The following is a 14,924-nucleotide window of genomic DNA, read 5'->3' on the forward strand; positions in this document are numbered from 1 at the left end:
ATGTATAGAGACGAGATTGGAAGATATATGCCACTCACAATAGAGAACATAATTCATACGGCAGAAGAAGATATTCCTGAACGTTTCCGTTTTAAGCCGTGGGCATATTGTGATGATTTTGGTCGGAATTTGAAACATGGAACCGCTATACTTGAAACCGAAGAATTATGTTCTGCATATATGGCTGCCTATGGTAGAATGCATAGACATAAACTCAATTACGCATTAGATAAATCTCATGATAAAGGTAAATTTCCTTATAATGAGGTGATTAATGGAGTGGAAATATTTGATTGGGGGTGCGGACAGGGAATCGGCTCATTAGCTGTTATTGAAAATTTAAAAAGAGAGGGATTGTTGTCTTGTCTGAAAAAAATAACGTTAGAAGAGCCATCAGATATAGCCCGTAGAAGAGCTGTCTTGCATGTTAAGCAAGCACTTGGCATCAATTCTCACATATTGATAGAAGAGCATTCTGAATATTTACCTTCAGATAGTTCCTCTGATAATACGATACAAAGTATTAAGGTGGAACAGCCGTGTGCTATTCATATATTCTCTAATATCCTTGATATAGAATCTGTCAGTCTTAAAGGTGTATCAAAATTGATCACTTCGTCAGGAGATAGACATATTGTGCTTTGTATTGGTCCGGCAAATCTTAATGAAAGTAGAATAAATGCTTTTAAAAATTATTTCAAGGATAAAGATATACAAGTATTTGCCGATTTTAGGGAAACAAATTTTGGAAAACATCCCAATGGACGTGATTATGGTTGTTTAATTAAGGGTTTTACGTTCTCATTAAAGTCGGCTGAAAGCGTATTACATAAATACAAATTTTTTGCCCCTATACAGATGTTTGCTTGTTATGCCGAAACAATGCCAGACTCAAAGTTTAGGGATATAAAAAATGGTGCTTTTGAGATAATGGCTCCATTTGATATGACTGTACGAAAAGAATTGAATCCAATTTTTGCACTTATCAGTAACCTCATATCAAGAGGCATACCAACGTATGCAAGTGAATATGTTAGTTCTGCTCTGTTACATCAAGAAACGGCAAAAAGGGAAATATCATTAAAGGTGATAGCTCAAATCCAAAAGACTATCATAGAAGCTATGATAACTGGACGGCTTAGCATACAATCCTCAGCATGGAATATTTTGATTATAGAAGATGTAACGGATGTAGCTAATTTGGCAATCAATGATTTTGTGGAGATATATAATAATCTCATTGCAATGACAGATGGCTATAGTGATATGTTATTGCCTCAAATAAATCTTAGCGCAGCCCCTTCTCTCAATACAAATGACATATTTGATATGGTCATTGATATATCGGCAGATAAATATGCCGATTATGAACATGTGGCTTTTTCAAAATATAAGGTTAAGAATGATTGCTATTTTATTGTCCGTTCTTCTAAATCGGTTTACGAATCACGTATGCTTTATACAACAGAGCGTATTAAATATAAACCGTTTGTAGCGAAAAATTCAAGTGGTAAATACATTGTAAACGAAGAAATAACATCACATCTCAGATATTTTCTCAAACTTATTTTTCAAAAAGAGGATTTCCGTCCCGGACAATTACCAATTCTAAATAGAGCATTAGGATTGAAAAGTGTGATTGGTCTTTTGCCAACTGGCGGTGGTAAATCCTTGACTTATCAGTTGGCTGCAATGCTTCAGCCTGGAGTGACATTGGTGGTTGATCCATTAAAGGGTTTGATGAAAGACCAATACGATGGATTGCTTAAAATAGGTATTGATTGCATTTCTTATATTAATGGCGATATCACAATTAATAAAGAAGAGGCACACAAACGAGAGCAAGCTCTTACCGGATCTCAAATACAAATCATGTTTCTCTCTCCAGAACGTCTAAGTATTTATCGTTTTCGAAAAGTATTGCGTTCTATGAGAGAATCCGGAGTTTATTTCTCTTATGGAGTAATTGATGAGGTGCATTGTGTTTCAGAATGGGGTCATGACTTCCGGTTGGCATATCTTCATTTAGGCCGTAATCTGTATAACTATGTTTTGCCTAAAGAAGTTGAGGGTGCAGATAACCATATATCTTTATTTGGTTTGACGGCGACAGCTTCATTTGACGTTTTGGCGGATGTAGAACGAGAACTTTCCGGTGCCAATTCTTATTCATTAGAAGATGATGCTACGGTCAGATATGAAAATACCAACAGATTGGAATTGCAATATAATGTTTATCATGTAGATGCGACTAATGCAGGAGATGAGTGGGGAGTTTCAGACATTAAGGAGGAAATACTTCCTCAGGTAATAAATGAAGCAACGAATCTTTTAGAGAAAATACAGGATGAAAGTTCCATCAACTTCATAAAAGAAAGTTTTTTGGTGCGAGAAAATATCACAGATAAAGAAATAAGCGATGCAATACGGACATCTGATATAAAAATAGATGTGGAGAAGAATTGGGTGGATTCTTCAAATACAGAAATGGCAGGTATTGTTTTTTGTCCACGTGCTGAAAATTGTAGTGGGGGAGTTCCTCATGTTGCAGAAAACCTTTCAAGAAAAGGTATGCGATTTATAACACAATATAAAGGTGGTGATAATGTAAAAAATCAAGATGTTTTTCTTAATGGAGAAGCCAATCTTATGGTGGCGACGAAGGCTTTTGGAATGGGCATAGACAAGTCTAATGTTAGAATGACATTCCACATGAATTATTCCGGGTCTTTGGAGTCATTTGTTCAAGAGGCTGGACGAGCGGGACGTGATAGGAAAATGGCTTTGGCGACAATACTGTATTCTTCAAAAAAGTTTCCCTATCAAAATATAAAGACTCGTCAAATACAAAATTTTTCTGCAGACTATATTGCAAATAAATTTTTCTATGATAGTAATTTCCTTGGAGAAAACTTTGAATTATTTATTATGGAAAAATTAATAACGTATCATCCGATATTGATAAGTAACGAAGAGTTTGGAAATATTGAAGTGCCTATTATTAAGAATGAAAATGGAATTACTAAATTTATTGACAAATATCCAAATGGAAAGATTCTGACATATTATATATCGTATAAAGAAGATTCAGCCTTATTGGAATATTATAATAATCAACTAAAACAAAATAATTTACCAATATTTTTAACGGAGAAACAAAAAAAAGAAGATAATAGATATAGAAGAAAATATGGATACGGGTATGCAGATTACAAAAATGCCATTCAAAAGGCAATATATCGGATGTGTATTATTGGACTGATAGATGATTTTACGGAGGATTATGCTAAAAAAGAATTCCGTATCACAACAATTTGTCAGGAAGAGTCGCGCTATAATGAATATCTAAGTTATTATTATAGTAAATACTATTCTAAAGATAAAGTAGAAACGATGATTGAAGAAGTCAAAGAGATGGCGCAGACCGATGGTGTCATTATGGCCTGCCTGAAACATCTGACTTCATTTATATACAGAAGTATTGCAGATAAGAGAGCCAGAGGTATTTTGGATATGGAACAATTCTGTAATACTGCAATTACATCAAAAAAAGATTGGAAAGAAACAAATGAGGATTTAAAAGACTTCATATATTACTACTTTAATTCAAAATATGCCAGAGAAGGATTCGTCACTTATGATGCAAGTGTAAACATGGAAGTGCCTTATTCTCTCAAGGATGATACAGATGTCAATAAACATTTAGAAGCGGAAATATCAAGTTTTGACTTGGTTAGAAAATATATGAGAGTAGTTGATGCAGACATTGTGAACAATGATTCTCAAAAGGACAATGTGAAGCATCTTCAGGGTGCAGTGCGATTAATTCGTAGGGCTGCTCCTAAGAATCCGGTTCTTAATTTGCTTAATATTTTCTGCATACTGTTCCTTGGGCAGCAAGAGAATGAGATGTTGGAGGAGGAAATATGTAATGACTATGAAGAGGTCTTAGCATATTATTCAAATAATGGAAATTTGAAATTACTTGATGAATATGCGGATTTGCTTGTAGCTCATGCAGCTATTGATGAGTCAAAAAAGGATTATCTTCAGAAATTACATACATATATACAGTTGAGAAAACATTTGAATAGCTTGAATAATATAATTTCTAAATATACAAGAAGATGATTGATGAAAAGATAAACCAAACATTATCAGAGCTGGAGAATAGTCTTAGAAACATTGATTCGGCTCGCCAGCAGGTGGAAAATACGGTCAATTCATATAGTGGTCTTAAAGTAGCAACATCCGACTATGTAAGGAGCCTTTCTTCCATAAATGATAATTTGCAGGAACTTGTAACTGCGATTGATAAAGATTATCGTAGTAAAGCTGAATCATTTGACAAAGATCGGAAAAATATTTCAGAGTCATGTCAAGCAACAATTTCCGCTATCAATAAATCAGTGGAAGATATAACAAATAAAGTATCTTCAAACATTGATAAAATACATAGAAAGTTTACGTATCTTTTGATATGTAATTTCATACTATTTGTCACAATGATTATACTTTATTTCTTATCGAAGTAGGAGAAAAGAGTCATTCAGATGTACTTCATTCAGAAATAAACACATCTTTAATAGGTTGATGTCTGGTAATTTTGTGTTAAGCAAGATTACACAGACTCAATCTTTTTTTGATAAAACAATAGATGAAAATGGGAGATACAAGCGGTTTATATTGTTGCTTTGAGGCAGCAAAAGAATATTTTGCTCAAAAGGATTATCTTAATGCTGCGATTGAGGCACATTGGTGTAGGATGTATTGTAAGTATGGTGAACCTTATGGTATTGGTGATATAACAGCGTATGAAAAGATTGCGTCTAAAATTTATTTTGACTCGATTAAGAAACTCGGTTCATTCCAACTTTCGAAGTCAATGTTTATTATGGGTTCGCAATGTGAAAAGTCACTGTGGCTTTATCGAAATAAGTACAAGGAGCGTAAATTGTCAGTTGATACTTAAAAGAAATTTGATAGAGGGCATTTGATTGGCGAACTGGCTCAACATCTTTTTCCAGGAGGTGTTGATGCTTCACATATTTTGCGAGGAGAATGTTTTGTTGATAAATTTAAGATGTCGCTACCATTCAATCTGAAACAACATAGTTGGATTGAAAACACTAAGGTTGCCATAAAGAACAATCTTCCTATATATGAGGCAGCTTTTGTGTTTGAGGATGTTTTTGCAGCTGTTGATATATTGACATATACAGATAACGGTTTTGTTGCATACGAAGTAAAAAGTTCTACAGATATAACAGACACATTTATTTTAGACAATGCTCTGCAATATTATGTTATCAGTAATAATCTGAAACTCTCTGATTTTGTGTTGATATATCTTAATAAGGATTATATCGCAGAATTAAATATTCCTTTAGATCAACTTACTATTGATAATTGTGACATAACTAAACTATTTGTTAAGGAATCAGTCCTTGATAAAATACTGCCTATACAGTACAAAGTGAAATCAGATATAGTTAGATTTAAGAATATACAAAAGGTTGGGGAGCCAAAAATTAAACGAGGAGACCATTGTTCTATTCCATACGAATGTGCTTTTATTGATTATTGCTCAAGATATTAGGCTAATCTATTAACTTAGGATATAGGTTAAAGTTATAGCTGATTCCATAGTGTATCTAAGGAATATGTTTTGCCATCTTTGGCTTCTTTTATGGAACGTGCTATGCCCGACAGAATTTGATCTTCTGTTTCTGATATGGTGGTGGATAAATTTTGTGGTAACATAAAGATTAATTATGGTGAAAATCTATGCCGTTGGTTCTATTTTTCTTTGAGTTGCTTATATAAAATATATTATTCTTCAACGTTTCTGTGCTTTAAATAAAAGATTTCTTTTTGACGTTCTATTTCAGCTCGCAATTGTTCAGTTGTCGGCATATATAACATATATTTTGACGCAAATAAACGGTCATTATCATGCAATACCGAAAAACGTGCAATGTCCTCATCTGTTTCTGAGCATAATACGATACCAATCGTCGGATTATCACCTTCGGTGCGCTTTAGCTCATCATACATACGTACATACATATCCATCTGCCCCACATCTTGATGCGTAATTATTGATGTTTTAAGGTCTATCAATATAAATGATTTAAGGAAATAATTGTAAAAGACAAGGTCTATATAATAATCTTTCTTCTCTGTATGAATATGCTGCTGACGGGCAACAAAAGCAAAACCTTTACCCATTTCCAACAAGAACTTTTCAAGGTTGTTGATTATTGACTGCTCCAATTCAGATTCTTGGAAAGAATTGTCGGCTGTGAATCCAAGAAACTCGCCGATAACAGGATTCTTTATAAACTCTGTGGGGTCAGTGCTTTGTAGCGGTGCTGTAAGTTGCAGCATTTCCTGCTCTACAAGATTTTTCCTTTGAGAAGCAAGCAAACGAAAGTAATATTGCGAACTTATGTTTCGTTGAAGTGTACGCACGCTCCAACCTTGTGTAATAGCTTCTTGCTCATACCATGAGCGTGCATCTTTGTTAAATTCTTGAATTAGTGTGCGATAATGTGACCACGAAAGCAATATTGAAGATTTTCCACACACTGTGTGGAAAATCTCTGGAAACATTTCGTAAAACTTCGCGTATGCATAAAGGCTTGTCTTATTAAAGCCTTTACCATAAGCATCGGTAAGCCGCTTAGCAAGACCGGTTATGATGTCCATTCCATAATTGGAAGCTCTGTCTTTTAATTTTAATTCTTGTTCCGCAATAAGTTTCCCGAGCATCCAATTGCGACGAACAAGGGCTTCGTTAATCTGTCGATATGCTGTATCACGAGCCTCTGTAATTATGTCAGAAGCTTGTGTGTACATTTTATCAAAGTCAAAAACAAAAGAATCGTTAGTCTTTATAGAGACTTCTGTTCTACCATTAAATATTGATTTCATAACCAAGTTTTTTGAATACATTAAGGACTGTTTTACCGATCTATACTTCTTGACGCAGTATGTCGGAAAGGTTTATGCTTGCTTGGATTTATTGTGACAAGCAAAGCATCATACGCTTTCCATAGCATCCTTCCATCAGAAGATTATCCTTTTATATTAGTCGCTTCTTTTGCCATATTCAATCAGTATTACCGCAATTGATGAGCAGATGGGAATCTACATTAAAAAGTCTGTAATCCTTTATTTTGAGATTCCATATCCCTTTATTTGCGTGATGATTGCAAATGTTTGACATATAGTGCAAAATTACCCATTATTATTTAATACGCAAAAAATTGAATGATGTTTTTTGGGACGTAGGTTGAGTGGATGTTGTGAGTGGTCGGGTCGGGTGGGGTAGAACAAATGCAAGAATGGGGGCGTTATATATACGTGCGGCGATATAGCCGTAGATTCCCAATAAAATTATATGACTGATGAGCGATTCGACTACAAAAGTTCCCACCACTGTGGCACCCGAAAGCAAGGCACGCAGATATACAGCCGACATATCGCATGGTATAGTATTGATTCTATCATTGTTGCTGATAGTCTACATCTCATACGATACGTTTGAGGATATCCCATTCTTGAGTAATCATACCTATATGACCTTCCAGTTTTGGGTCTGTGTGGTGTTTCTTGCAGATTTCTTCATAGAGCTTATAATGTCGTATGATAAGAAGAAATATCTCAAGTCACGATGGTTCTTCTTCCTCATATCAATTCCATATCTGAATATAGTAAATCTCACAAACATACATCTTAGTCCGGAGTTGCTCTTTTATGTTAGATTTGTTCCGTTGATGCGTGGCGCGTATTCGCTTGCAATGGTCACAGGGTATATATCCCAGAACCGAGCGACATCTCTGATGACGCAATACGTGGCAATACTTCTCTCAATGGTATATATCATGTCGCTTATATTCTTCTATGAAGAGTATGGGGTCAACACCAATGTGAAGACATTCTGGGATGCCCTTTATTGGTCGGCAATGAACACCACTACAGTCGGTTGCTATTTCAGTGCAGTTACGCCTATCGGTAAGATAATATCCGTGATTCTTCCTACAGGTGGTATGCTGATGTTGCCGTTGTTCACGGTCTTCGTCACTAATAAAGTGAAGGCATTAGACGACAGTCGTCTTTTCAACGATTTCTTTTTCATCAAAGGCAAGAAAGACGCACATGAGAAAGTTGTAGAAGAGAAAGCCGTAGAAAATAAGTCTATAGGAAAAAACGAGGATTAGCGCAAAATCAAGTTGAAAATCCGACTCCTGTTTAATTATGAAATGAGAGTCGGTTTGTATATCCCTACCCAAGAGGGTATGTCCATTCCTGTGCGTTCCATCAGAGGATGGTCGGTAAGTATGTCGTATACCTGTCCATCCGCTGCTATGTGTCCGCTATCCATAAAAATGGCACGGTTGCAGAACTCAAGTGCCAGTTCAAGGTCGTGAGTCGCTATCACTACAGTATGGGTCAGAGTATTGAGTATTTCAATGAGTTTTCTTCTTGTCGCCCTGTCAAGATTGGCTGTCGGTTCATCAAGGATAAGAATAGATGGTTCCATAGATAATACAGTAGCTATTGCCACAGCACGACGTTGCCCCCCTGACAGTTCTTGCGAACTATGCTTACGCAATTCCATGCATCCGACAGCCTCAAGCGCGGAAGACACTCTACGTTCCACCTCCTCTTCAGGAAGCATCATATTTCGCGGACCAAATGCGACATCATCCTCAACGGTCGGCATGAATAGCTGGTCATCGGCATTCTGAAACACCATCCCAACTGTCTGGCGTACCAAAGGGGCTGTTTTCTTAGTTACAGGTATACCTCCCACATTGACGCTTCCCGAATCCGGTATACACAAGCCATTGGTATGGAGCAATAATGTGGATTTGCCCGAACCGTTAAGTCCGAGGAGTGCCACGCGCTCGCCGTGGACTATGCGGAAGGAGACCCCTTTAAGGGCATCTGCATTACTGCCGGGGTAGCGATAATGCACATCGGTGAATTGCAAATAATGATGGCTCATATCTTTATGTAAGATGAGTTGATAGCCACTTGTCGATAATGGCTGAGATATCGATGAAACGTATGAATAATATTATTGTCGTCCATGCCGCGAGATAGATCCAGTCATTTCTCGTAAGCTTGGGTCGTTTCGCTTTATGAATACGTTTGCTGTCATATACTCTTGCAAGCATTGCGCGATTTATGCGTGACGCGCGGTCAAGCGACCTCATAAGAAGTTGCCCGGCAAACGTAGCCCACATCTTCAGTGGGTAGCTTTTGCGTCCGAATCCCCGTGATTGCCGGGCGCGATGCATGATCAATGCTTCCTCCATGAGCACACCCATAAAACGGTAGAGCATCTGAAGCTGTGTCACGAGCACAGAGGGAACACCCACTCCATGAAGAACGCGGCAGATATTGTTGAATCCGCATGAATCCACAAGTATCAGAAGAGCCTGCACCGACAGTAAACCTCGGAGAACTACGGATATAAAGCTTATCCATCCTTTGCTTATCACGATATTGCCTATTTCCCAAGCTGGTTGGCGATCAATGATTGGATTGAAGATTCCGATAAGGATTATAAAAGGCAACAACCATAGGGATCGGCAGAACACGTGGGCGTATCCGATTCTGAGAGCTTCCGCCATTATCACAGGAAATGCAAAGAACCATATAAGACGGGCGGGATCAACCGTAGGGACGCTTACCACCGCCACGATAAATCCTAGCGTGACGAAGAGCTGAATGCCCGTGTCGATTGCTGAATGCCTTGAGCCGTAGCCGTGTAATGTCTGAAGAGCTTTTTCAAGACCGTTCACTGTCGTGGCTTTTGCTGTGGTTTACGCCTGAATATCATCATCGACACCGCCCATAATATCATCATCACGATAATGCCTCCGACGATGCCCGACAGATGAGATTCATAGTCCGGCATAAAGGCGGTGGAAGGGGTGGCCGACGGTGCCAGTTCGGTCGAGCCGGTGAGTTTCATGATCGCCCATTCAAGACCATCAGGATTTTCGGAAGCAATCCATGCAAAAGCGACAGCAAGAATCAGTGCTGCCACCGCGAAGATGACTACCATGCTGCGTCGGCTCTTTCGCGTGGCGGCTGAGTTTTCCGGCACATTCCACATCATCATAGCCGGCGCACGCTGGGATACAAACACGAGTACCAATCCTGTTGCTATCCCTTCGCATATACCTATGGCGAGATGTATCGGCAGCATGAAAAGAATGAACCGGTTCATCGGAAGAGCGGAGATTCCTGACAATACGGTCTCCACACTCACCATGAATGCTCCCAATTCAAGACCGACTACACTTGCAACTACAGATGCAAGCATTATCCTGCTCTTGTTCAGATTCTGTCCCAACAGCGGCTTAAACACGAGAGGATAGGCCACAAGGCAACTCATGGCTGCCATATTGATGATATTGCAGCCTAATGCCAGGAGTCCGCCGTCGGCAAATACGAGGCATTGCACGATAAGCACCGAGCATAGCGTGATGAAACCACGCCAGGGTCCAAGGAGAGCTGCCAGCAGTAGCCCTCCGATTATGTGTCCGCTTGAGCCTGTGCCCGGTATGGTGAAGTTGATCATCTGAGCTGCGAAAACAAATGCTCCCAGCACTCCCATCAAAGGGGCGTCCCCATCCCGATCCTCATGCTTTATGCGTGAAGCCGACACTCCAATCAGGAGTGCCGATACGATTCCGGCTGACAAGGCGACGGGGGGAGAGAGCAATGCGTCTGACATGTGCATCGTGGTATTCTTTTTTAATTATTATTAATCAGATTAAGGGCTTTCCCATATATCAAGGAGATAGCCGCCCCTGCTATCATCACAAAGAAGGAGACAATAAGCACGAGCTTTGCGCCTCCTGCCTCAAGCAAGATAGGCATGATAATCACCCCGGTCACTGCACCGACCTTGCCGATCATGGCGGCGATGCCTGTGCCTGTACCACGGTCTTCCACGGGATATATCCTGGAGGGTATAATGTAGGTGATGAGGTGGGGTCCCGCATTAAGTGTGATTTCAAAAATTATGAATCCTATGATCATGACCAGGTCCGGCATGTGGAAGACGTAGCCTGCATACAGGATACCGAGTCCAACAGCACTTCCGATGAACCCTAATGAAAGGAGTCTGACATGATTCAGGCGATTCATTAATAGAAGACCGATGATGAATCCGGGAAGGATGAAGAAATTCACGAGTGTTGTGACTTTCACCGAATCGATTATTTTGGGCATCCCTTCGACTGATGAACTCTCTATGCCCAATGCCATTACGAGCACCGGAAGAAACACTCCGAACCCATATACACCGAGACCTTCGCACGCCCATGGTATACCACTGAAGATTACGCGTTTGAAATTCTCTCCATGAAACATCTGAGCTATGCCCACATTAGATTTAGCCTGAGGCAGTAGAGGCTGAGGGGCTATCGCGACACCGGGTCCATAGAATTTTTCCAAGGCGGCTTGAGCCATAGCAGTCTTCCCTTTCGATAGCAGCCAACGCGGACTTTCCGCCCAGTTTATCCTCAGCAGCAATGTCAGCAGTCCGGAGGCAGCAATTATCAGCATCAGCCTGTTCCAAATTTTCGGGTTGGGATCTTTACTGAGTATAAGCCAGCATAAGAGAGCCACGACAATAAATCCGAGAGAGCATGATGCCTTTGCAACGCCTACCATTATCTGCCGCCATTTTTCCGGCAAGAGTTCCGAGATATATGCTGAATCAAGTGAATATCCTCCGCCTACTCCGATGCCGGCAATCAGCAATCCGGCTATGAGGCATGGGGTGTCGGTGAGGAAATAGCTTATCAAAGCGCCAACCATAATCAGAATGGGGCATATCCTGAACCATTTCAGATAGCCCTGCCGGTCGCTCAGTTTACCGATGATCATGGAGCCTACAGCTATGCCTATCAGTCCGGTGGCTCCTATAAATCCCTGAAGAGCGGATGGCATTTGAGGCTGAGTCACCAATTGTATCATAGGCAACATTATCCCTATGACGGTCGACAGTCCTGCGCCAATAATCTGCTCCATGGAGCTTACGGCGACAATGTAGCATCCACGTCGCGTGAGCGGCATGGATGCTATTGAGATACTTTTTGTTTTATTGCCAGCCATTATGGTATGCTATTTCTTTTGGTTGTCTGTAATGCCTTTATCCTTTTCTGTGATGTTGTCAATCGCATCGGTGAGATCAGTGTCCACTCGCTGCTGGACCTCCTTTATTCTTGAACGCCAACGGCTGAAGTCTTGTTCACCCTTCCCGAATTTATATAGGGGGAGAAGGAAAATCCAGGTGGCCACGCAGAAAGGACCGGTCAATGTTGGTAATCCCCAAGGCTCCATCATCACGTCCATACCCGCCTGGATGAAGAATGTGGCAATGATTCCGGCTATTGCCCATAGAGCCGTCTTCCAATTCACCTCATAGAATGTCATTCCTATTGCAATGCCGGTAAGCACGGGGCTGAATCCGAAGAGTCCGTTGGCAATGTCGGAAGGGTTAGCCTTGAAGAGTATGGCAAGTGCGAGGGAGAGTGCCGATCCTACGGCAGCCCAGAGTGCCGCCCAACAATTGCAGATAGCGAGCCCGACGAGGAATAGGATGCCCGTCACCCATGAATTTATCAGGAAGACTTGAGAGATGCCTTTAAGCCAATATTCTACCAGAGAGAGGAACGATGTGTCGAGCGAAAAACTGAAGCTTTCCGGCAATTCCGCGTGCGACAGTCCGATAGGCTGTATGCCGTCGAATATCCTTGAGGCGAAGAGAAACATCCAAGTCAGGAAAACGAAGGGGAACGTAAGGGAATTGATCTTCCACGGAGCCATTATATTGTTAAACCCTTTCCGAAGCCAAGTGGATAGCATTGAGAAGAAGATAAGGGATGCCCACATAAGCCATGTATTTGCACAGAATGTGGGGAAAGCGCATCCCACGAGGATGCCGTTGAAACCCCATAGACCCTCATCTCCATCGGAATTTTTCTCTTTCAGGAGGTAGCCTGCCAATGTGGATGCGCAAAGACCGGTGACTGCGCCCCATGCCACCTGCTGAGTGGCTGCAGAATACGCGCCCCAGAAGATTCCGGCGAGGAATAATAAGCCTGTCCATGATGAACATTGAAACATCACCTGTCCTGCTCCCCTAAGCATTGTCCTTACACACAACATCATTTGTGAAGGCTCTTTATTGGATGCTGCTGTTGCCATATCGAATGATTTTGATGGTTTAACACTTTATGATAACTCACGTATTGACTCTTTCCGCTATCGCCAAGGGAATTCCGGAGGCACCGGTTTCCCTTTGACCGCCATACGCACCCGCGAGCAGAATTCCCTCACGAGTGCCTTTACCGGTCCCGGCTCCATGCCGAGCACCTTGAAGAGTAGTCCTGCGCCACCCGGAAGGTGGGTGATGCCTGCCGCCAGCCTGCGTTCGCGATCGATAAACGGCTCAGTGGCTTCATATATCTGCTTGGCAGACTCCTCGGGCGTCATCACTATTACGTTGGCAAAGACATCGTAGCCATGTATTATGCCGATATCGCGTATATGGCTGCGGTGAGGGTCTATGATAAACTTCTCGCGGAAGAGATCGGAGCCGTCAGGACGTTTGCCGCGTGTACACACGGAGAGTATGTCATATTCAAACAATTCACCGTTGCCATAATATTTCCTTCCTCCCATGTATATTTCGGAATAGAAGACGGTGGCGGAGGGGTGTACTGTCATGGTAGTGTTGCAGATAAACCGCGTATGTCGGCATGGAATTATCGGCTCGGGGAGATATTCGAGGTAAGCGTTCTCCTCCAGCACGATATTCTGCATCATGCCGGAGTAGTTACGCTTCATTTCCGCGAGTTTCGTAGCCGCACCAGTGCTGATGAAAGCCATTGCTCCGGCACCAACCCGGAAATTCTGGGCATAGCGGTCGCCGTCGACGTTCGGACCACCCGATGAAAGGATATAGACGCACGGCATCTCCGGCAACTCCTCGTCGAAATAAAGCTCCTGCTGCACGATGAGAGGGGCACGGCGGTCGAGTTCGCGGAGAATCGACTTACCGCTCTTGTCGAGCACGAAGCCCAGGTTGAGATAGCCGTGCTTGCCGGGGCAGCCCACATACATAGCGTCGGGCTGCTGGAGATAGGGAGCCATTTCCGGCATTGAGTCGAAGTTTACCTCGGGAGAGTCAGAATATTGTCGGTTGACAGCTTTCATAGCAAAGGGGTTGGTTATGGGTAAGACCTGTAGTTAATGGCGTCACTCCGCCTTGTCAAACAGAGCCATCTTGAAAATAAGGTCGACAAGCTCGTCGATGCCTTCGCCGGTCATTGAATTTGTAAATACAAAAGGTTTGCCGGGACGCATAAGCCTGGAATCATGATCCATCACTTCAAGCGAGGCGTTGACGTAGGGGGCAAGGTCGATCTTGTTGATGACGAGAATATCGCTCTGCGAGATTCCGGGACCATCCTTACGCGGGATCTTGTCGCCGGCGGCGACGTCAATCACGTAGATGAAGAAATCCACCAGCGCGGGGCTGAACGTGAGGGTGAGGTTGTCGCCTCCCGATTCTATAAGCACCACGTCGGCATCCGGAAACTTAGCCTCCATCTCCTCCACGGCTGCGATATTCATAGAGGGGTCCTCGCGCACGGCGGTGTGGGGGCAGGCGCCTGTCTCGACGCCGATTATACGGTCTTCCATGAGGATGCCTTTCAGTGTCTTACGCACGTGTTTGGCATCTTCGGTGGTGACAATGTCGTTGGTGATGATAAGCACGCTCATCCCTTTCTCCATGAGTCGGGGAGTGATGGCCTCGATAAGTGCGGTCTTGCCGGAGCCTACCGGACCTCCGACGCCTATTCTGCAGGTTGACATAATTTATG

Annotated in this window: 13 protein-coding genes; 5 read left to right on the forward strand and 8 right to left on the reverse strand. The window is 42.0% G+C overall.

The window, feature by feature from the left end; all coding sequences use genetic code 11:
* The 4 genes from E5331_RS02445 (at position 1) to E5331_RS02460 (ending at position 5,599) form a co-directional block, all read left to right on the forward strand.
* Positions 1-4,131, forward strand: coding sequence for a DEAD/DEAH box helicase (locus tag E5331_RS02445; protein WP_123482905.1), 4,131 nt, complete (start codon positions 1-3; stop codon positions 4,129-4,131).
* On the forward strand, positions 4,128-4,535 hold the full coding sequence (locus E5331_RS02450) for a hypothetical protein (RefSeq protein ID WP_123482903.1): 408 nt from the start codon (positions 4,128-4,130) through the stop codon (positions 4,533-4,535). The genes E5331_RS02445 and E5331_RS02450 overlap by 4 nt, the downstream gene beginning before the upstream one ends.
* A gap of 128 nt (positions 4,536-4,663) precedes the next feature.
* Entirely contained in the window at positions 4,664-4,972 is a 309-nt protein-coding gene (locus E5331_RS02455; RefSeq protein WP_135985398.1) for a hypothetical protein, read from the forward strand.
* A 21-nt stretch (positions 4,973-4,993) separates the two neighbouring features.
* Entirely contained in the window at positions 4,994-5,599 is a 606-nt protein-coding gene (locus E5331_RS02460; protein ID WP_123482900.1) for a hypothetical protein, read from the forward strand.
* Between the two features lie 233 nt (positions 5,600-5,832).
* Here the strand turns inward: E5331_RS02460 and E5331_RS02465 are convergent, their stop codons facing one another.
* Positions 5,833-6,861, reverse strand: a complete 1,029-nt coding sequence (locus E5331_RS02465; RefSeq protein WP_123482984.1) for a PDDEXK nuclease domain-containing protein — start codon at positions 6,859-6,861, stop codon at positions 5,833-5,835.
* A gap of 551 nt (positions 6,862-7,412) precedes the next feature.
* Here E5331_RS02465 and E5331_RS02470 point away from each other — a divergent pair.
* A complete protein-coding gene (locus tag E5331_RS02470) occupies positions 7,413-8,225 on the forward strand; it encodes an ion transporter (protein WP_123482898.1) in 813 nt (270 codons plus the stop codon).
* A 35-nt stretch (positions 8,226-8,260) separates the two neighbouring features.
* Here E5331_RS02470 and E5331_RS02475 read toward each other — a convergent pair whose 3' ends face one another.
* From E5331_RS02475 to ureG, 7 genes are read right to left on the reverse strand one after another with little or no spacing between them, the layout of a single operon-like run.
* Complete coding sequence (locus E5331_RS02475; RefSeq protein ID WP_123482896.1) at positions 8,261-9,016, reverse strand: energy-coupling factor ABC transporter ATP-binding protein; 756 nt, start codon at positions 9,014-9,016, stop codon at positions 8,261-8,263.
* Positions 9,017-9,020: 4 nt separating this feature from the next.
* Positions 9,021-9,818, reverse strand: a complete 798-nt coding sequence (gene cbiQ / locus E5331_RS02480; RefSeq protein WP_123482895.1) for a cobalt ECF transporter T component CbiQ — start codon at positions 9,816-9,818, stop codon at positions 9,021-9,023.
* Positions 9,815-10,759 (reverse strand): energy-coupling factor ABC transporter permease, encoded by a 945-nt coding sequence (locus tag E5331_RS02485; RefSeq protein ID WP_275441034.1) that lies wholly within the window; start codon positions 10,757-10,759, stop codon positions 9,815-9,817. Before E5331_RS02485 ends, cbiQ begins: the two co-directional genes overlap by 4 nt.
* Before the next feature lie 20 nt (positions 10,760-10,779).
* Positions 10,780-12,147, reverse strand: a complete 1,368-nt coding sequence (locus tag E5331_RS02490) for an MFS transporter (RefSeq protein ID WP_123482891.1) — start codon at positions 12,145-12,147, stop codon at positions 10,780-10,782.
* Between the two features lie 9 nt (positions 12,148-12,156).
* Positions 12,157-13,242, reverse strand: coding sequence for an urea transporter (locus E5331_RS02495; protein WP_123482889.1), 1,086 nt, complete (start codon positions 13,240-13,242; stop codon positions 12,157-12,159).
* Between the two features lie 57 nt (positions 13,243-13,299).
* The gene (locus E5331_RS02500) at positions 13,300-14,253 is read right to left on the reverse strand and encodes an urease accessory protein UreD (protein WP_123482887.1); all 954 of its coding nucleotides are present in this window, start codon (positions 14,251-14,253) and stop codon (positions 13,300-13,302) included.
* A 42-nt stretch (positions 14,254-14,295) separates the two neighbouring features.
* Positions 14,296-14,916 (reverse strand): urease accessory protein UreG, encoded by a 621-nt coding sequence (ureG, locus tag E5331_RS02505; RefSeq protein ID WP_123482885.1) that lies wholly within the window; start codon positions 14,914-14,916, stop codon positions 14,296-14,298.
* Between the last annotated feature and the right edge of the window lie 8 nt (positions 14,917-14,924).

Origin of the sequence: Lepagella muris, assembly GCF_004793975.1 — a bacterium.
Classification (GTDB): Bacteria; Bacteroidota; Bacteroidia; order Bacteroidales; family Muribaculaceae; genus Lepagella; species Lepagella muris.